General features: G+C 62.5%; 15 protein-coding genes. 12 read left to right on the forward strand and 3 right to left on the reverse strand.

What is annotated here, in order from left to right:
• The first annotated feature begins 18 nt into the window (after positions 1 to 18).
• From GC125_RS04710 to larE, 4 genes are read left to right on the forward strand one after another with little or no spacing between them, the layout of a single operon-like run.
• Complete coding sequence (locus tag GC125_RS04710; RefSeq protein ID WP_151987566.1) at positions 19 to 1,740, forward strand: GMC oxidoreductase; 1,722 nt, start codon at positions 19 to 21, stop codon at positions 1,738 to 1,740.
• A 20-nt stretch (positions 1,741 to 1,760) separates the two neighbouring features.
• A complete protein-coding gene (locus GC125_RS04715) occupies positions 1,761 to 3,257 on the forward strand; it encodes an aldehyde dehydrogenase family protein (RefSeq protein WP_199864444.1) in 1,497 nt (498 codons plus the stop codon).
• 20 nt (positions 3,258 to 3,277) lie between these two features.
• Complete coding sequence (gene larC, locus GC125_RS04720; RefSeq protein WP_286165370.1) at positions 3,278 to 4,552, forward strand: nickel pincer cofactor biosynthesis protein LarC; 1,275 nt, start codon at positions 3,278 to 3,280, stop codon at positions 4,550 to 4,552.
• A complete protein-coding gene (gene larE / locus GC125_RS04725) occupies positions 4,542 to 5,327 on the forward strand; it encodes an ATP-dependent sacrificial sulfur transferase LarE (RefSeq protein ID WP_151984261.1) in 786 nt (261 codons plus the stop codon). Before larC ends, larE begins: the two co-directional genes overlap by 11 nt.
• Positions 5,328 to 5,343: 16 nt before the next feature.
• Here larE and GC125_RS04730 read toward each other — a convergent pair whose 3' ends face one another.
• Both GC125_RS04730 and GC125_RS04735 read right to left on the reverse strand, forming a co-directional pair.
• Positions 5,344 to 6,138, reverse strand: coding sequence for an enoyl-CoA hydratase/isomerase family protein (locus GC125_RS04730; RefSeq protein WP_199864445.1), 795 nt, complete (start codon positions 6,136 to 6,138; stop codon positions 5,344 to 5,346).
• Between the two features lie 37 nt (positions 6,139 to 6,175).
• The gene (locus GC125_RS04735) at positions 6,176 to 7,114 is read right to left on the reverse strand and encodes a dihydrodipicolinate synthase family protein (RefSeq protein WP_151984263.1); all 939 of its coding nucleotides are present in this window, start codon (positions 7,112 to 7,114) and stop codon (positions 6,176 to 6,178) included.
• A 282-nt stretch (positions 7,115 to 7,396) separates the two neighbouring features.
• Here GC125_RS04735 and GC125_RS04740 point away from each other — a divergent pair, with 282 nt between their 5' ends.
• Genes GC125_RS04740 through GC125_RS04775 form a run of 8 tightly spaced genes read left to right on the forward strand, consistent with a single transcriptional unit; the run spans position 7,397 to position 18,164 of the window.
• The gene (locus GC125_RS04740) at positions 7,397 to 8,950 is read left to right on the forward strand and encodes a CoA-transferase (protein WP_286165599.1); all 1,554 of its coding nucleotides are present in this window, start codon (positions 7,397 to 7,399) and stop codon (positions 8,948 to 8,950) included.
• Positions 8,947 to 10,686 carry an ABC transporter permease gene (locus GC125_RS04745; protein WP_151984265.1) on the forward strand — a complete coding sequence of 580 codons (1,740 nt, stop codon included), beginning with the start codon at positions 8,947 to 8,949 and terminating at the stop codon, positions 10,684 to 10,686. The genes GC125_RS04740 and GC125_RS04745 overlap by 4 nt, the downstream gene beginning before the upstream one ends.
• 34 nt (positions 10,687 to 10,720) lie before the next feature.
• Positions 10,721 to 11,728 (forward strand): ABC transporter substrate-binding protein, encoded by a 1,008-nt coding sequence (locus GC125_RS04750; RefSeq protein WP_199864446.1) that lies wholly within the window; start codon positions 10,721 to 10,723, stop codon positions 11,726 to 11,728.
• Between the two features lie 3 nt (positions 11,729 to 11,731).
• Positions 11,732 to 12,883 carry an ABC transporter ATP-binding protein gene (locus tag GC125_RS04755; RefSeq protein WP_151984267.1) on the forward strand — a complete coding sequence of 384 codons (1,152 nt, stop codon included), beginning with the start codon at positions 11,732 to 11,734 and terminating at the stop codon, positions 12,881 to 12,883.
• On the forward strand, positions 12,880 to 13,956 hold the full coding sequence (locus GC125_RS04760) for a mandelate racemase/muconate lactonizing enzyme family protein (RefSeq protein ID WP_151984268.1): 1,077 nt from the start codon (positions 12,880 to 12,882) through the stop codon (positions 13,954 to 13,956). The genes GC125_RS04755 and GC125_RS04760 overlap by 4 nt, the downstream gene beginning before the upstream one ends.
• A gap of 27 nt (positions 13,957 to 13,983) precedes the next feature.
• Positions 13,984 to 14,922 carry a dihydrodipicolinate synthase family protein gene (locus GC125_RS04765; RefSeq protein ID WP_151984269.1) on the forward strand — a complete coding sequence of 313 codons (939 nt, stop codon included), beginning with the start codon at positions 13,984 to 13,986 and terminating at the stop codon, positions 14,920 to 14,922.
• 15 nt (positions 14,923 to 14,937) lie between these two features.
• Complete coding sequence (locus tag GC125_RS04770) at positions 14,938 to 16,557, forward strand: fucose isomerase (protein ID WP_151984270.1); 1,620 nt, start codon at positions 14,938 to 14,940, stop codon at positions 16,555 to 16,557.
• Positions 16,557 to 18,164, forward strand: a complete 1,608-nt coding sequence (locus GC125_RS04775) for an FGGY-family carbohydrate kinase (protein ID WP_151984271.1) — start codon at positions 16,557 to 16,559, stop codon at positions 18,162 to 18,164. The genes GC125_RS04770 and GC125_RS04775 overlap by 1 nt, the downstream gene beginning before the upstream one ends.
• Positions 18,165 to 18,193: 29 nt before the next feature.
• On the opposite strand, the gene GC125_RS04780 is transcribed toward GC125_RS04775, so the two are convergent.
• Positions 18,194 to 18,961: an IclR family transcriptional regulator gene (locus GC125_RS04780; protein ID WP_199864447.1), complete on the reverse strand. Its 768-nt coding sequence runs from the start codon at positions 18,959 to 18,961 to the stop codon at positions 18,194 to 18,196.
• Between the last annotated feature and the right edge of the window lie 10 nt (positions 18,962 to 18,971).

Genomic DNA, 18,971 nt, shown 5'->3' on the forward strand with positions numbered 1-18,971 from the left:
ACCGGCGAGATGGCCGACATTTACGACTTCATCATCGTCGGTGGCGGAAGCGCAGGATGCGTGCTCGCGAACCGGCTTTCGGCCGATCCATCGACGCGGGTGCTCCTGATCGAGGCAGGCGAGGACACGCCCCCCGGCCGCGTTCCCGCGCCGATCCTCGACAGCTTTGCCGGGCTCGCCTACCTCAACGCGCGCTTCCTCTGGAACGATTTGAAGGCGACGACCGAGGCCTCTTCCCCGGACAAGCGTGATGCATCGCGGCCTTTGCGCAAATACGAGCAGGCGAAGGTCCTGGGTGGCGGGTCTGCGGTCAATGGACAGCTCGCCAATCGCGGTGCGCCGCATGATTACGACGAGTGGGAAGCCAAGGGGGCATCCGGCTGGCGCTGGGAAACGGTGCTGCCGTATTTTCGCAAGCTCGAGCGCGACGTCGATTTCGATGGACCGCTGCATGGGCAGGATGGACCGATCGCGATCTCGCGCGTCGACGAAAGCCTTTGGCCCGAACATGCCCATGCCATGGCGCGCGCATTCAAAGGCGCCGGGTTCGACTATGTGCCGGATCAGAACGGCGAGTTCGTCGATGGCTACTACCCGGTGGCGATCAGCAACATCTATGACCGCCGCGTAACGACGGCGATCGGCTATCTCGGCTACCGTGTCCGCAGCCGCGATAACCTGACGCTGATGACAGACACGCAGGTTACGGGTCTGTCGTTTGAAGGCCTCACATGCACCGGTGTCTCGACAGTGACCGGCAGCGCGCCGGAACGGCAATACCGGGCGCGGGAAGTCATCCTGTCGGCGGGCGCACTCCATTCGCCAGCACTTCTCTTGCGCGCCGGGATCGGCCCGGCCGACGACCTCAAGCAACTGGGCATCGATGTCCTGGCGGATCGCCAAGGCGTCGGCCGCAGGCTCATGGACCATCCGTCGGTTGCCGTTGCGGCGTTCATCAAGCCGGACGCGCGGATCAACGGACGGACCCGACGCCACCTCATGCTCGGATTGCGCTTCTCGTCGGAACTTCATGGCGCGCCGCACGGCGATATGGCGGCATCGATCGCTTCGAAATCCGCCTGGCACGATGTGGGCAGCCAGCTTTCCACCGTAAACATGTGGGTCAACAAGACCTTCTCGGAGGATGGCTCGGTCACCCTGGTCAATCGTGATCGGCGCACCGAACCGAAGATCGACTTCAACCTCCTGTCGGACAGCCGCGATCTCGACCGTATGATGCTCGGCTACCGCAAGCTGGCGGCGATCGTGCTGAGCGACGAGCTTGCGGGCGTCGTCAGCGACGTGTTTCCCGCAAGCTACAGCGACAAGGTTCGCCAGGTCGGTGCACTCAATGCGCGAAACCGTCTGGCGACCGGCATGCTTGCGCGCCTGCTCGACGGTCCCGAAAAGCTGCGCAGCCTTCTGATCAACACCCTGATCGTCGAGGGCGACCCGATGTCGGTCCTGATGAAGGACGATCACGCGCTCGAAGCATTCATTCGTCGCGCTGCCGTCGGCGTGTGGCACGCGTCCTGTTCCTGCCGGATGGGCACGCATGACGACCCCAAGGCCGTGACCGACTTCGATGGGCGGGTACATGGCGTCAAAGGCCTGCGCGTCGTAGACGCCTCCATCTTTCCCGGAATTCCGAGCGGGAACACCAATTTGCCAACGATCATGGTCGCCGAGCGCATCTCGGACATCATCCTCGAGCAGAGGCGCCGCCAGGTAGCGGCCTGATCGACATCAGGAGAGAACCATTGCAGCATTCCACCGGACCCGGCCCGCTGAAACTTCCCGAAAAGCCACGCGACTATTCGGCCCTGATCGACGGACGCTTCGTGCCTGCAAGTCAGCGCGACGTCATTGAGCGGGAAAACCCTGCCCACGGCACGGTGGTCAGCCGATATCCCAAGGCGACGGCCGAGGATCTGCGCGAAGCCCTGAAGGCCGCCCGGCGCAGCTTCGATAGTGCGGTCTGGTCCGGACTGTCCGCCGCCGACCGCAGCCGTATCCTGCTCAAGGTCGCTGCGTTGATCGATCAGCATCGCGTCGAGCTCCGCGAGATCGAGTGTCTGGAGGTCGGCAAGCCGATCGGCCTGGTCGACCGGGAAATCGGCGGAACGATCGCCCATTGGGAATATGCCGCAACGCTCGCGCGCCACAGCTATGGCGACACCTATGACACGTTCGGAAACGGCGCACTCGGGCTGATCCTGCGCAATCCGGTCGGCGTGGTCAGCATGATCACGCCCTGGAACTATCCGTTGCTGATCAACAGCCAGAAGCTTCCCTTCGCGTTGGCCGTTGGCTGCTCCGCCGTTGTGAAGCCGAGCGAGCTGACCTCCGGCTCGGCGCTCCGCCTCGGCGAACTTCTGATGGAAGCCGGCATCCCGGCAGGCGTCGTCAACATCATCGCCGGCACGGGTCTCGATCTCGGTGAGGAGCTTTGCTGCGCCGAGGAGGTCGACATGATCTCGTTCACCGGTTCAACGGCTGTTGGTCGCAAGATCGGTGCGCTTGCCGGAGAGCGGCTGAAGCGCGTGTCACTCGAGCTGGGTGGAAAGAGCGCACATATCGTGTGTGCGGACGCCGATCTCGATCTTGCGGCCGAAAAGGTGGCGCTGGGAGCCACGCGCAATGCCGGCCAGGCATGCGTTGGCGGAACGCGGCTCGTCGTTGAACGATCCATCGCCGAAAAGTTCTGCGAGGCCGTCCAGGCCGAAATTTCCAAGTTGAAGGTCGGCGATCCGCTCGATCCGGAGACGACGCTCGGACCTCTCGTGAGCGGCCTTCAGAAGCAGCGTGTCGAGGGCTATATCGCCGACGGTGAGCGAGCGGGTGCGCAGCGCTGGTCGCTCGAAGCCGATCGTGCGATTGCGGCATTGCCTGGCCACTTCGTCCAGCCGACTGTCTTCACGGGCGTCGACCCTGCCATGAAGATCGCGCAGGAAGAAATCTTCGGCCCGGTCCTTTCCGTGCTGACATTTGACGATTTCGGCGAGGCGGTTTCCATCGCCAACAGCACGTCGTACGGACTGGCAGCGGGTGTCTGGACCAATGATCTGAACACCGCGATCCAGTTTTCGCGCAAGCTTGTCGCAGGATCGATCGAGGTGAACACGTTCCTCGCCGGCGTGCCGGAACTGCCGATCGTCGGCCATCGTGACAGTGGCGTCGGACATGAGCGCGGCCGCTTCGCCATTGACGAATTCACCGAGCTGAAGACCGTCCAGCTGCAGACGCGGCCCATCTGACGCATCGACGAAAGAGCCCCATGGTCCAGGAAACATCAACGAAGACCATGCTCAATCTGCATCTCGATGCGGTGGGCGGAATGGCGGGCGACATGTTCGTCGCTGCGGTGCTCGACGCATTTCCCGCGCTGCGACCGGTGATGCTGGCCGATGTGGGCGCGGTTCTTCCGGCTCACATCGGCAAACCGGTCCTCGAGGCCGGCCAGTCATCCGGCCTCCGCGCACTGCGTTTTCGGTTGGAATGGGCGGAAGCGGCGCATGAGAGCCATGATGACCATGGGCACAGCCATGGTCATCATTCACACGATCATCACAGCGTGCCGCAGGGGAAGGACGAAGTTGCCTCGGACTATCGATCGCTTCGCGCACGGCTCGAGACAGCGGCACTGTCTGAAGGGACGGCGGCCCATGCCGGCGCCATCCTGCGTATTCTTGCGGAAGCCGAGGCGTACATTCACGGGACGTCGCTCGACGACGTTCATTTCCATGAAATCGGCGATTGGGATTCGCTGATGGACGTCGTAGCCGCCGGGAGCCTTATCGCGGCGCTCTCGCCGGCGCAGTGGAGCGTCTCGGATCTACCGAGGGGCTCCGGGCTGGTTTCGACGCAGCATGGCCTGCTGCCGGTGCCTGCGCCCGCCACCGCTGCAATTCTCGAAGGCTTTCGCTGGCGCGACGACGGCGTGGCGGGAGAGCGGGTTACCCCCACGGGCGCGGCGATCCTCAACCATCTTTGCCCATCCGATCCGCCACGCCGAACCGCGCTCGGTCGACTGATTGCGACCGGCACAGGCGCGGGAACGCGCGAACTGAAGGCTCTTCCGAACATCGTTCGGCTCTCTGCATTCGATCCGGGCAGGGCATCCGAACAGGAAGAGATCGAGGTCATGTGCTTCGATATCGACGACATGACCGGCGAAGAGATCGCGATCTCGGCCGATCGCCTGCGCACCGCCGATGGCGTCATCGATTTGAGTCTTATGACTATTCAGGGAAAGAAAGGGCGTCCCGCCACGCAGTTTCAGCTCCTCGTTCGCCCCGACGCTTCGGAGCAGGTGAGCGATCTCGTTTTTCTGGAAACCTCGACGCTCGGCGTGCGGATCAGTCTCCAGCAGCGCCGCGTGTTGAAGCGTGCGAATGCGCTGCGTGGGGGCCGCCGCGTCAAGACGGCGGAGCGTCCCGGTGGCGGCGTCAGCACCAAGATTGAAGCGGACGAACTTGTCGATATTGCGGGGCTTGAGGCTCGCCGCGACCTGGCGCGTCGGACTGAGCGGGATGATGCCGATGACGATTGAGCGTCCGATCGACCGGCTCAGAAAAGTGCTCGGCAGATACGACGGCCTCACGGTTGCCGTCTCCGGTGGCGTCGACAGTATGACGCTCGCGCATGTCGCGCATGGCATCACGCAATTGACTGTCTTCCACGCCGTCTCGCCGGCAGTCCCGGTGGATGCGACAACAAGGGTGAAGCACCATGCGGCTGCGCAGGGCTGGCGGCTGACGGTGGCGGAAGCGGGGGAAATGGCGGATGCGCGTTATCTCGCCAACCCGCAGAACCGTTGCTACTTCTGCAAGACGAACCTTTACGACCGCATTCGCGCGAATATCGGCAACGCAATCGTCGCCTCAGGCTCCAATCTCGATGATCTCGGCGACTATCGCCCAGGTCTACTCGCCGCCAAGGAGCGCGACGTCGTCCACCCTCTGATCGAAGCGCAACTGACGAAGCGCGACGTGAGGGATGTCGCGGCGGAACTCGGTTTGACGGATCTTGCCGAGCTGCCGGCCCAACCCTGTCTGTCGAGCAGGATCGAGACGGGCATTTCGATCAATGCCGGTGATCTGGCATTCGTCGAGGAGATGGAGATGCGTGCGCGCGCGCTGCTTCCGGATTTCCAGCACGTGAGGTGCCGCATCCGCTCGGTCGGTGTGGTGCTGGAAGTCGACGATCCGGAGGATCCGCGCATGTCGGATCTTCGTGCGATGGCTGCTGCTGCTGCCGATGCGCACGGATCGCGGCTCGAAAGCATTCAGCAGTATCGAATGGGCTCAGCATTCCTGAAACGCTGAGCCCTTTGCGATTGTCTCAGCGGCCCTTAAAGACCGGCGGACGTTTTTCGGTGAAGGCCGTCATGCCTTCCTGCCGATCTTCCGTCATGCTGTTGCGCCAGATCGCGTCACGCTCGAAGGCGATGCCGTTCTCGAGCGTTGCCCCGACGGCCGTGCGAACGCAGGCCTTGGTGTTTCTGACCGCGACCGGCGCTCGTGAAGCGATGATGCTGCCGATTTCGACGGCGCGTTGAACGGTATTGGCAACCGGGCACACCTCGACCACGAAGCCGAGTTGGTAAGCCCGTTCGACAGCAAGCGGCTCGCCGCTGAACAGCATGTAGGACGCGACATTCGCGCCGAGTTTCCGCGGAAGACGTTGCGTGCCGCCATCGCCGGCCATGCCGCCGATCTTGACTTCGGGTTGCCCGAACTGCGCGTTATTGCCGGCAATGATGAAATCGCAGACCATCGCCAGTTCGCAACCGGCACCGAAGGCGATGCCGTTGACTGCCGCGATGAGCGGCTTCGAGAAAGCCTCGATGGCGCGCCAGGCGGCAACCCGGCGCGGACTGTTCGAGGTGGCCGGTGGGCCGAATGTCACCATCTCCTTGATGTCGGCGCCGGCGGCGAACGTCGCATCGGTGCCTGTCAGGACCACGCAGCGAATGTCGTCGTTCCGATCGAGCTCGACCAACAGGCGGCCGAGTTCGATGACCATCGAACTATGCAGCGCATTCTTCTTTTCCGGCCTGTTGATGCGGATGAGAGCGATGTGGCTCGCCGGGTACTCGATAGCGATCTTGTCGGAGTGGTTTTCTGTAGGGCTCATGACACTTCGTCGTTTGGGTTTTCGATGAGCGCGAACATCAGCGCCCGAGCGGAAGATAGGCCGGCGCGCCCAGTCCATGCTTTTCGAACAGCATATCCGCTTTCTGGCGATCGGCAGCGGTAATGGTGGTCTGGGGAGCGCGCGTCTTGTCGGTCGGGATGACGCCCTGGCGCATGAGCAGATACTTCATGCGTGCCCGGTAGTCGCGCAGCGGATTGGACCAGCAAAGCCGGGCCATCGGTCCGATCTCGTTCCAGATCTGGTAGGCCTCGGTCGCCTTGCCGGCAGCCGCCAGCTTCTGCATGTCGACGAGCTTTGCCGTGAAGGCGCCGGCAAGGCCGATCAATGCACCTTGGCAGCCCATCAGCATCGCTTCGAGAACGAACGTGTCGTTGCCGGTCAGCACGCTGATACGGCCGTTGGTCTCCTGCGCCTCCTCGACGATTTCCCAGGTCCGATCGATGTCGAAGGCGGCATCTTTGATCGCCACCACGTTCTTCAGCTCGGCGAGCTTCGCGATCGTCCCGACCGGATAGCCGGCGTTCGCCGTCTGGAATGCGATGAGGGGAACATCCACGGCTTCTTCGACGGCGGCGTGATAGTCGACGACGATCGAGGCGGGCAGGGGCTTGGAAAGAAATGTTGGCAGGGGCGGGAAGACCACCAGGCTTTCGGCGCCCGCGTCCACGAGGCGTTTCGCGTGGTCGACGGCACCTTGTGTATAAGGCGCAATCAGGCCCGAGACGATCGGAGTTTCACCGGCAGAGACTTGTCGGCTGCGCTTGACGGCCTCGACTTGCTCGGAATGTTCGAGAGCCGTTGCTTCCGCCGCAGCCATGTTCACGGCCAGTGCCGAAATCCCGGAGCCGATCAACTGGCCCATATAAGAGTCGAATGTTGTCCAATCGACCGCAGCATTCTCGAGAAACGGCATGATGGGCGCGGGGATGATGCCGCTCTGCAGTCGCTGACGCATGGAAACTCCGACGTTCGATGATCGATTGCCTTCTGATCTGCCACACCACAGAAGGCCTGGAAAGAAAAAAATGTAAGCCTTTACATGATAAATATCGGGTTGGTTTGCCGAGCCAGTAGTGGCCAAGAGCCAACGCACTGAAAATGTTATGTCAAGCCCGATGGGGCGGGGTCTCCGCAGGGTGTTGTCCGAGCTGCTCCGAAACTGAAACACGGCAATTGCCAATGATAGCGCTTTCAGTTAGCCTCCTTTTGAGCGTGTCGAGGGAGATGAGACTTGCGTGTGATTTCGGGCGACCAGGCGGCAGAGCTAGTTCCCTCAGGCGGGACATTGGCAATTTCGGGAGGCGGCTACCGCGTCGTTCCAGAAGCTTTGATCGAGGCCTTGGCTGAGAGGTTTTCGAAGACGCAGGCGCCGAGCAATCTCACTGTCGTCGCCATCGCAATGGTCGAGCGGGCGCGTGGCGGAAAGGGCGGGGCCGATAGCGGCCTCAATCGCTTGGCGGTGCCGGGACTGATGGCCAAGGTCATCACTTCGAGCTTCAGCCGTTCCTCCAACAACGCGCTGAATGTTCTGATCGATACCAATCAGACGGCTGCCTACAATCTGCCGATGGGAACGCTGGTGCAGTTGCTGCGTGCGACGGCGGCAGGACGCTCGGGTTTTGCGACACCGGTCGGTATTGGCACGTTCGTCGATCCGGAACTCGGTGGCGGCAAGGTCAACGCAGCTGCGGAAGCGGATCTGTGCCGTCGAACGACGCTCGAAGGTGAAGACCTCATCTATTATCCCCGGCTGCCGATCGATGTCGCCTTCATCAAGGCGAGCGCTGCCGACGAGCGCGGCAATCTCTTCTTCGACCAGGAGGCTTTCGACCACGGAACGATCGAACTCGCCATGGCCGCTCACCAGTCGGGTGGGACGGTGATCGCAGAGGTGAACCGGATTGTGGCAGTAGGCGAAATCCATCCCCGCATGGGGCGCATCCCGGGCAGGATCGTCAGCGCCGTGGTGGTTCAACCCGACGTTTGGGAAGACGAGCAGGCCCCGCATCTAACCGGCGCCGAACGGATCGAGTTGCCACCGACGAGCAACCGCAATCTGCCCCGCGATTTCGTTGCGCGGCTCGCTGTTAGCAAGTTGCCGCAAGGCGCGATGGTCAATCTCGGCGCTGGCGTCCCCATGTACGAAGTGCCTGAAATGGCGCGTGCTGCCGGGCGCGACGACCTCTATTTCACGGTCGAGCAAGGGCCGATGGGCGGCTGGCCGCAGGTGGGTGGCGTGTCGCGCAATCCCGAGATCATTCTCGACCAGAACGAAGTGTTCCAGTTCTATGAGGGCGGTGGCCCCGATGTCTCGATCCTTTCATTCGGCGAAGTGGATCGGCACGGCAACATCAATGTCAGCCGCTTCTCGGGCATGCTGCCGGGATGTGGTGGCTTCGTGAACATCGTTCATGGCGTTCGAAACCTGATTTTCTGCGGAACGCTCACCACGGGCGGGCTCGAAGAGACGCATGATGAAAACGGGCTGACGATCGCCAAGGAAGGTCGCATTCGCCGCTTCGTCGAGGCGGTCGAGCAGATCACGTTCAATGCGCGCCTCGGCCTCGAAAGCGGCAAGACCGCAACGATCATCACAGACCGCGGTGTCTTCTCCGTCACGCCTGAGGGCCTTGTGCTGACGGAGATCGTCCCAGGCATCGATCTGCAGAGAGACGTGCTTGCGCACATCCCGTTCGACGTCGCGGTCGCCCCTGACCTGAAGGAAGTCGAAAGTCACCTGCTGGTGCCGATCGGAACGGCCAAGCATCAACTGGAAGCGGCCTTGCGATGATCTCGGGGGAGGCGGCCTCGGCAGTCGATCGAACGTCGACAGGCAAGCTGCGGCGCTCGGGTTCGAGTGGCTGGTCGCTGACCGCGGCCTCCCTGTCGGTTGGATGTCTCGTTGTCTTCATCGGCGCGCCGGTTGCCGCCATCTTCCTGTCGAGCGTCTACCAGGATGGCTGGACGCTCGAAGCCTACCGCGATTTCCTGTCCAGTCCGCGGCTTCTCACGGCAACGTGGAACAGCCTCCTGGTTGCCATCGGCATCGCGGTCTTGAGTGTGGTCATCGGTGCGCCCCTCGCTTTCGGGGTGGCGCGGACGAACATGCGGTTAAAGCGCATCGTGCGCGCCACGATGATCCTCGCGCTGATCAGTCCCGAGTTTCTGCTCGCCATGGGTTATATTCTGATGGCCGGCCCGAACGCGGGGTACGCCAACGTGGCCTTGCGGGCCGTGTTCGGCATGCAGTCGACCGCCGGACCGATCGACATCTTCAGCCTCTGGGGCCTGGTGCTCACCGCCCTGCCGAACGGCGTGGCCTTCGTTTTCCTGGCGCTGACGCCGGCGCTCGCCAACATGGATCCTGCGCTTGAAGAGGCCGCACGTCTCAAGGGCGCATCCGCCCTTGAGGCCATTCGCGACGTGACTTTGCCGCTCATGCGTCCGGCCTTGCTCGCCGGCGCGCTTCTCGCCTTTGCGACATCGCTTGCGATGTACGGTCCGCCGGAAATGCTCGGCATCGACGTGTTGACGGTCTCGATCCGCAACGCGCTGCTTGGGCTCGACTTCGCCTCCGCGTCGGTCGCGGCTGTGGTCCTCGTTCTGCTGTCGGGCATTGCGCTCGGCGGACAGCGGCTGATGTTGCGCAACGAGGATCGATACCGCACGCTCGGCGGCAAGGCCTTTGCGCCAAGGCGCATCGATCTCGGTTGGGCAACGCCGCTTCTGACCGCGCTCGCCGTCTTCTATGTCCTGATCGCCTTCGTCCTCCCGTACGGAACGATGATCGCCGTCAGCCTGATGAAGAGCATCGGCAACGGCTTCAACATCGCGAACCTGACGCTGGACAATTATCGCGTCGTCCTCTCGGACGCATCCATCCGCAAGGCGGCACTGCTCAGCGTGTCGCTTGCCGCATCGGCGGCAACGATCGTCGTGGCCATCGGCGTCATCGTGTCCTACGTCATCCTGCGGACCCGGTTCTCCGGCCGCAGCGCACTCGACTATCTTTCCATTCTGCCGCTCGCCGTACCCGGCACAGCCATCGCCTTCGCGCTGATCGTCATCTATCTGAACTGGCCCGGCAACCTGACCGGAATTTACGGTACGCCGACGATCCTGCTTGTCGCCTATCTCGCGCGCTTCATTCCCATCGGCGTTCGCAATGGGCAGACGGCGCTGCTCCAGATCTCGCCTGAAATCGAGGAATCCTCCCGTGTCTTCGGCGCGACGGAGTTGCAGACGCTGCTTCGCATAACGCTGCCGCTCATCACGCCGGTGGTAATTTACACCTGGCTGCTGGTCTTCATTCTCGCGATCCCGGAACTCAGCGCTTCCATCATTCTTCGCGGCTTCAGCACGCAGACGATCTCCACCTCGCTCTTGAGCGTCTGGAACGGCAATGGCGGCCTCGCCGTCGCCTGCGCTTACGGCGTCTGCATTTTCGTCAGCGTATCGCTCTTGTTTCTCATCGCGGCTCTCGTCGGTCGCAGGTCCGCGCTCATGCGCGGTTTCACCATCGGCTAGGGAGGAGCCCATGCCGAAAACAGGGAGAATAACCATGAAATTGACCAGAACAGTCACAGCTCTTGCCTGCATTTTCGCGGCCGTGCCTGCTTTCGCGCAGGAAGGGCAGTTGCAGATTTATTCGGCCTACCCGGATGAGCACATGAAGGCGCTCATTGACGGTTTCGCGGAGCAGTATCCGGACGTGGAAGTGCAGGTCTCGGTCCAACCCGGTGAGCAGTTGATTTCCACGGTCGAATTGGAGCTTCGCGCAGGCAGCCCGCAGGCTGATGTCATCGGCCTCAACCAGGCCTCCATCGCTTCTCTGCAGGCTGCCCATTCGGCATTCGCTACCTATGAGCCCGCAGGGCTGGACGGTGTGCGCAGCGAAGTGCTCGATCAGAGCGGTACGTCGGTGCCGGCCTGCGTCAATCTCTATCTCATCCAGTACAACACCAACGCCATCAGCCAGGCCGATGCGCCGACAAGCTGGGCCGGGTTGCTCGATCCGCGCTGGAAGGACCAGCTTGCTCTCGCCGATCCGGCAAGCTCGCAGTCCGTCCATTCGTTCCTGTGGTTCATCACGGAGCATCTGGCCGCCGAAGGCGACGACTATGGCTGGGGCTATTTCGAACGTCTGGCTGAGAATGCACCGCGTCTGGAACGCTCGCACGGCACGATCCGCGACATGACGGCGAGCGGCGAACGCCCGATTGCCGTGCAGCTTCTCGCCAATGGGCAGACGTCGGCCAATCGCGGTGATCCGACCAGCTTGGTCTGGCCGAGCGAAGGTTCGCCGGGCGAAATTTCGTCATTCGCCATGTTCGAGCAGTCCGACAATAAGGAAGCTGCTGAGGCATGGCTCGACTACGTCGTATCGCCCGAGGCACAGGCCATCATGCCCGATGCGCTCGGCTGCGCCCCGGTTCGCAACGACGTGGATTACACCTTCCCCGATGGGACTCCAGTCAGCGACGTCACGATCGTTCCGGTTGATGCGACATTCATCGCCAATGAACGCGAAGCTCAGGTCGAGGCGTTCGATCAGGCCTTCGGTCGCTGATCAATGGCCGCTGCAATACCATCGCCGACCACCGACATCGTTCAGGCGCAGAGTTTGCGCCTGAACGATGTCTATAAATCCTACGGCAACTACGAAGCCGTCCGCGGCATCTCGATCGACGTCCCCAAGGGCTCCATGGTGTCGCTGATCGGGCCGAGCGGGTGCGGCAAGACGACGACGTTGCGCATGATTGCCGGTCTGGAGCCGCTTTCGGGCGGGTCGATTACAGCCGGATCGAAGCTCCTGTCCGACGCGACCGGCGCGGTGCCGCCGGAGCGGCGCGACATGGGCATGGTCTTCCAAAGCTACGCCCTCTGGCCGCACATGTCGGTTGCCGACAATGTCGGCTACGGGCTGAAGCGCAAGGGCCTGAACGGCGCAGAGATCGAGCGCCGCGTTTCCGACGTGCTGTCCATGGTCGGGATGGCCGAACATGTGAACCGCTACCCGAGCCAGTTGTCCGGCGGGCAACAGCAGCGCGTCGCGCTTGCGCGCGCCGTCGCATCGCGGCCGCAAATTCTGCTCTTCGATGAACCGCTCAGCAATCTCGATGCGGTGCTCAGGGAGCAGATGCGGTTCGAGATCCGGGACCTGCAGCAAAAACTCGGCATCACCAGCGTCTATGTCACGCACAGCCAGGAAGAGGCGCTCGCGCTTTCCGACAAGATCGTGGTGATGAACAAGGGCCTCGTCGTCCAGTCGGGCACGCCGTCGGAAATCTACGAGCGGCCGAAGACCGCGTTCGTTGCCGGCTTCATCGGCCTGACAAACACGCTGACACTGAACCGCCTTCTCGGCGACGACCAGACGGCGGTAGGCTCATTTGGCGAACATCGCATCAAGGCGACGGGTGCGGCGCTCCACGGTAAGTCACAGCAGTTTCTCGTTTCGTTGCGTCCATCTGAGATCACGCTGAGCCCTGCTTCGGCTGCGCCTACAGTCAGCATGAACCGCCTTGTCGGCACCATCCAGACCGTCGTTTTTACCGGCGGGATCGTCGATTATTTCATCGCCTGCGATGGAGCTGCGCAAACGATGTTGCGCGTTCAGACCACGCCGCCCGCACGTTTCGAGCCGGGCGTGCAGGTTGCCATGGACTTCGATCCCGCACGGACCGTCGTCCTCGAAGATCAAGTGAACGGAACCTCTCAATGACGATCAAATCGGCACATAGCTGGATGCTGCGCTTTCCCTCCAACCGTCTCGCGGCGGAGCGGAGTGACGAGTATTTCGAACTGATCGGCGTCACCGTGGTGGACAGTTCGGGCGAAGAAGGTACCGGCTGGACGTTCACCTCCGACTACGGTGGCGGCGAAGCCGTGCGCGCGCTTCTCGATGTGGTACTGCTGCCGCAACTGCCTGGCCGTGAGGCTGCCGAAGTCGAAGTCATCAACGATGAGCTTTTCCATAGGACGCACCGCCTTGGTCACGGCATTGCCAGCATGGCGATTGCTGCGATCGACGTCGCGCTGTGGGACCTGGTCGCGCGGATGCGCGGCGTGTCGCTGTCTAAAGCCCTCGGTCAGAGGCGCGATCGCATCCCGAGCTACGGCAGCGGGAAGGCAAGCCCGTCCCTGCCGCTGGATGACCTCGTGTCGAGCTCCGTCGAATATATCGAGGAAGGCTTCGATGCGGTGAAGATCCGTGTTGGCCGCCAGCCCGACAAGGACATCGAGCGTGTCCGCGCGGTCCGCGAGGCGATCGGTCCGGAGCCCCGCATTCTCTGCGATGCCAACGAACGTCTGAGCCTGCCTGCTGCCCTCTGGCTCGGTAAGCAGTTGGGCGACCTCGACATTTACTGGTTCGAGGAACCCATCCTTTCCCAGGACATCGAAGGCTACAAAAGGCTGAGGTCGCAATTGCCGATGGCGATCGCGTCCGGCGAGCATTTTCATTCGCGCCGCGATTTCGCGCCCTTCGTGTCGGCCGGCGCACTCGATGTGCTGCAACCAGACCTTTGTTTCGTCGGCGGCTTCACCGAGGCGCTGAAGATTGGCGAGATGGCCGACACGTTCGGCCTCGCCGTGGCGCCGCATTTTATGACCGTGCTGCACGTTCACCTCGCCGCGGCACTGCCACGGCCGACCTATGTCGAGTTCTATCCGTTCATGGACGATCTCCTGGAGCATGGTCTCCAGGTTTCTGACGGCCATGTCATCGTGCCTGATCGACCGGGCCACGGTGTGACCTTCACCAGCGCCGCACGCGACAAATATCTCGTCCGCTGAAGCCTTCTCCAGATCGAGTTCAATCCGATGGCAAATCGCAATCCGGTACTATTGGTGCCGCTGATCACCCCGCTTCTCGACGATGGCTCCATCGACGGGACGCAGCTCTCCGCAATCGCCCGAGAGGTGATGGAGCAAGGTGCGCGCGGCGTCGTGCTGTTCGGCACGTTGGGGGAGGGTCAGTCATTCTCCGTCACGGAACGAAAAGCGGCCCTTGAAGCGCTCGTTGCCTCAGGCTGCGCGCCGCAGGCCATCATGGTCGGCATCGGCGCCGCGGCATTGCCGGATGTCGTGGAGCTCGCAAAGCATGCCCTCGGCCTAGGGTGCTTCCGACAGCTGCTGCTTCCCCCGTTCTTCTTCAAGGGCATTTCGACCGAAGGACTCGAAGACTTCATCGTTCAGGCCATCGACAGCATCGATAACGACCAGCTTCGCCTCACCCTTTACGACATCCCGAGTGTCGTTTCCGTGTCGATCGAAAGACGCGTCATACGCTCGCTGATCGATCGGTATGGTCCGATCATCGCGGGGATAAAGGACAGTGTCCCGGACGCCGCTCATGTCCGCGACAGCGTGACGGACTTTCCGGAACTCGACGTCTTCGTCGGCAACGAGATCTTTCTTCCCGAAGCCATCGCGCTCGGTGCTGCCGGTGCGATATCCGGTCTCGGCAACATCGCGCCCGCACAGATGGCGCGCATCGCCAGCAGCGAAACGAAGGCCGACGATCCGGTCTTCCAGCAGATGTGTACGCTCTATGCGGCGATCGCTCGCTATCCCGTCGTGCCGGCCGTCAAGGCACTGGCTGGCTGGCGCATGAAATCTGACAAGCTCGCCGTTGTCCGGCCACCGCTGAGGACATTCGATCTGGCAGCCGCGCCGGACCTTATCGAGGTCTTGCAGGAGCTTCATCGCCGGCAATTGCCTGCCGTTCTGCGCGCCGAGGAAGCTCGCACCGGTCGTTAGGAGGAGGAATTCGATATGCATAGCGAAGTGATCTTGATCGCGAGCGGCGATCTGCGTGAAAGCGCCAATCTGAAATGCTGGCCTGCCCAGAGCGACATGGAAAAACGGCTGGCAACAGCGTTCGCTCGCCATGGCGCATCGATCAAGCGTGGTCACCCTGTCAAGGGAGACGCCGGGCATGGCTTCATCGCCACCCAGAAGGAAGGCATCGACGTCTTTAAGGACATCGATCCCGATGCTCCGCTCGTCGTTGCGGAAGCCGTTTGGCAGTACTCCCAGAATGTCCTCGCCGGGCTGATCCGCCATCGCGGCCCGATCCTCACTGTGGCGAACTGGTCAGGCACCTGGCCGGGACTGGTGGGGCTATTGAACCTCAACGGTTCGCTCACCAAGGCCGGCGTGACCTATTCCAGCCTCTGGAGCATCGACTTCGAGGATGACTGGTTCGACGCCAAGCTGAAAGAATGGTTGACCACCGGCCATGTGGAGCAGGACGCCTCCCACGTCCGGGCTTTCGAGCCTGGATCCGTCCCCGCCGAGGCCGATGCGCTGGCCGAGAAAATCGCCGCTGATCTGCAGGCCAATCGCTCGATCATGGGCGTTTTCGATGAGGGATGCATGGGCATGTACAACGCCATCATCCCCGACGAGATGCTTTTCCCGCTGGGCATCTTCAAGGAACGGTTGTCGCAGTCGTCGCTCTACTACGAAGCGAAGCAGGTGCCCGAAGCTGAAGCGCGGGCTATCTATGACTGGCTGGTCGAACGCGGCATGACGTTCCACCTGGGCACGGATGAAGCGACCGAGCTGACCGAACCGCAGGTGATCGACCAATGCCGGATGTATATCGCTGCCGTGCGGATGGCCGAGACATTCGGCTGCGAGACGATCGGCATTCAGTACCAGCAGGGTCTCAAGGATTTGTTGCCGGCGTCCGACTTGGTCGAGGGCCTGCTGAACAACGACGACCGGCCTCCCGTCGAGGATGCGGCCGGGCGTATCATCAGGGATGGTAAGGCCATCGTTCACTTCAACGAGGTCGATGAATGCGCGGCCGTCGATGGCCTGCTGACCAACCGCATCCATCGGGCGATGGGCCAGCCGGTCGAGACGACGCTCCACGACTTGCGGTGGGGCGACCTGGACCAGAGCGGAAGCGTCGCCGACTATGTCTGGGTGTTGGAGATTTCGGGAGCCGCGCCGCCGGCCCATCATGAAGGTGGCTATCGCGGGTCGCAGTCGATGCGCCAGCCGCCCATGTTCTTCCGCAAGGGTGGCGGGACGTTGCGCGGCGTTGCGCGACCCGGCGAACTCGTGTGGTCCCGCATCTTCATTGCCGATGGGCGCCTCTGCATGGACATCGGCCGGGGCAGGGCGGTGTCATTGCCGCAGGAGGAAACCGAGCGGCGTTGGTCGCTGACCAACCAGGAATGGCCGATCATGCACGCCGTCTTCGATGGCGTGAGCCGCGACCAGATGATGGCGCGCCACAAGGCCAATCATATCCAGGTCGTCTACGCAAACGATGCGGCCGCTGCCGATGCGTCGATGGCTGCCAAGGCGGCGCTCGCCAGCAAACTCGGCCTTGAGGTGAAGTTGTGCGGGGTATCGCTCGAGAAAGCGCAGAACGCGTGATGGCGGGTCCATGCTTCATCGGCGTCGATGTCGGGACAGGCAGCGTGCGCGCAGGCGTGTTCGATGAGGACGGTGGCCTGCTCGGACACGCCTCGCGGACTCTCAAGCTTTGGAAGAACGGCGACCATGTGGAGCAGTCCTCCGCCGACATATGGGAGAAAACCTGCGAGGCTGTTCGTGAGGCGCGCACTGCGGCTGATATTGCCAAGGAGCGTGTAGTCGGTATCGGCTTCGACGCGACCTGCTCCATGGTCGTCGTCGACAAGGATGGCGAGCCATTGCCTGTCGGCCTTTCGGACGAGCCCGCGCGCAACGTGATCGTCTGGATGGATCATCGCGCGCTGAAGGAGACCGACGACATCAATGCGACGTCCCATCCAGTGCTGTCGTTCGTCGGCGGCCAGATCTCCCCTGAGATGGAGACGCCGAAACTTCTCTGGCTGAGCCGACATGCGCCTGAGACGTTCGCCAAGGCTGGCCACTTCTTCGACCTGCCAGACTATCTCAGTTTCCGGGCGACCGGCGACAGCGCGCGATCGAATTGCACGGTCGTTTGCAAATGGACCTATCTTGGCCACGAGAAGCGATGGGACCGGTCCTATTTCGAGGAGATCGGGCTTGGCCAGTTGGCTGGCGAAGAATTCGACCGCATCGGCCCACGCGTGATCGACGTCGCGACGCCGATCGCGTCCGGCTTGACGGAAAAAGCGGCGAGCGAGCTCGATCTTCTGGCGGGGATCGCCGTCGGCGCTTCGTTGATCGACGCGCATAGCGGTGGCCTGGGCACGCTCGGGGCCGGCGGCAGGGATCCAGCGACGGAAATGGCCGTGATTGCCGGCACGTCTGCGTGCACCATGACGCTGTCGCGCCAGCCTAGATTTGTCGAGGGCGTGTGGGGACCTTATTTCGGGGCGCTTCTGCCGGGCTTCTGGCTGAACGAAGGCGGCCAGTCCGCTTTCGGAGCAGCGCTCGATCATGCCGTGTCTCTCCATCCGGCTTTCGCAGCCGCCAGGGATGCCGCCGAAGCTGCCGGACAACCATTGTTGGCTTTCCTCGAGGAAAGGGCGGTCCAGCGCGCCGGAACGTCGGAGGCCGCATCGCTGATCGGCGCCGGGCTCGATGTGGTGCCGGAATTTCTCGGCAACCGCTCGCCTGATCCGGACCCGCATGCCAGCGCCATCATTTCCGGCCTGCGGCTTGGGGCCGACCTGGACGACCTCGTCGACCTTTACGTGGCGACGCTGCGCGGGCTAGCCTACGGCACCGTCGACATCGTCGAGCGGCTGCGTGCGAACGGCCAGACGATCGACCGTCTGATCCTGTCCGGCGGCTTTGCCAAGAGCGCCCTCATGCGGCGTATCCTGTCGGATGCGACCGGCTCCGACGTCGAACTCGCAGGTTCCAAGGAGCCAGTTCTCTTGGGTGCCGCAATGCTCGGAGCGGTGGCGGCGAGAGTTTATCAGGATGTCGCTGCGGCTGCGTCCCGCATGGTTCATCGTGGTGACAATCTCCAGGCGGATCCGGAAAAGGCTGCGGTTCATGGCAAGGCACATGCGCGCTACAGGCTGCTGAAGCAGGTCCAACGCGAGCTCCGCGCCTTGGTGTAGGTCCGGCCGATGCCAAGAACGCGCGAACTTCAGGTCTCTGGACGGAAGCCGAGACGAAGCGAGATCGTGTTCGCGTGGTGCGTCACGAGATCGGCAAATGCCGGGATCCGGTCGCCGGAGACTTTTTCGGTGTCTCCGCTGACGCTGATCGCTGCGAAGACCGAGCCTTGCGAGTTTCGGATCGGGGCCGCAACGCAGGATGTTCCCGGCGTCAGTTCCTCGTCGTCGAGCGCATATCCGGTCCGTCGGATTTTCGTCAGTTCGGCTTTGAGAAGGTCCGGATCGCAGATCGTGTTGGGTGCCAGCCGTACGAGCTTGCGCGCGAGAAATCGGTCGATCGCCGCGGCCGGTTGGAAGGCCAGGGCGACCTTGCCGGACGCCGTCGCGTGGGCCGGCGAAGACTCTAGGACGATCAGCGTGTTCACGCGCCGGCCATCGGGATCGGTCCGGTTGATGACCGTCGAGCTTTTGCCGTCGAAGACGGAAAGATGCACCGTCTGGCCGCTTGCACGCGTCAGGGCCTCGACGCTGTCCTTGGCCTCGCGATGCAGATCCATGCTCGCCAGAACCGTCGTGCCCAGTTCGAACAGCTTCATGCCGAGCCGGTACTGGTCCCGTTCCCGCTCCTGCTCGACCATTCCGAGGTCGCGCATCGTGCGCATAATGCGGTGGACTGTCGGCCGCGGCAGATCGAGACGTTTTGCGATCTCCGACACGGACAGTTTGCGGTCGTATTCGGAGAAGCAATCTAGGATCGCGACGACCTTTGCCAGGCTTTTCAGATTTTCGGAGCTCATGGGTTCAGCA

The sequence above is a fragment of the Rhizobium sp. EC-SD404 genome (genome assembly GCF_902498825.1).
In the GTDB taxonomy this organism is placed as follows: domain Bacteria; phylum Pseudomonadota; class Alphaproteobacteria; order Rhizobiales; family Rhizobiaceae; genus Georhizobium.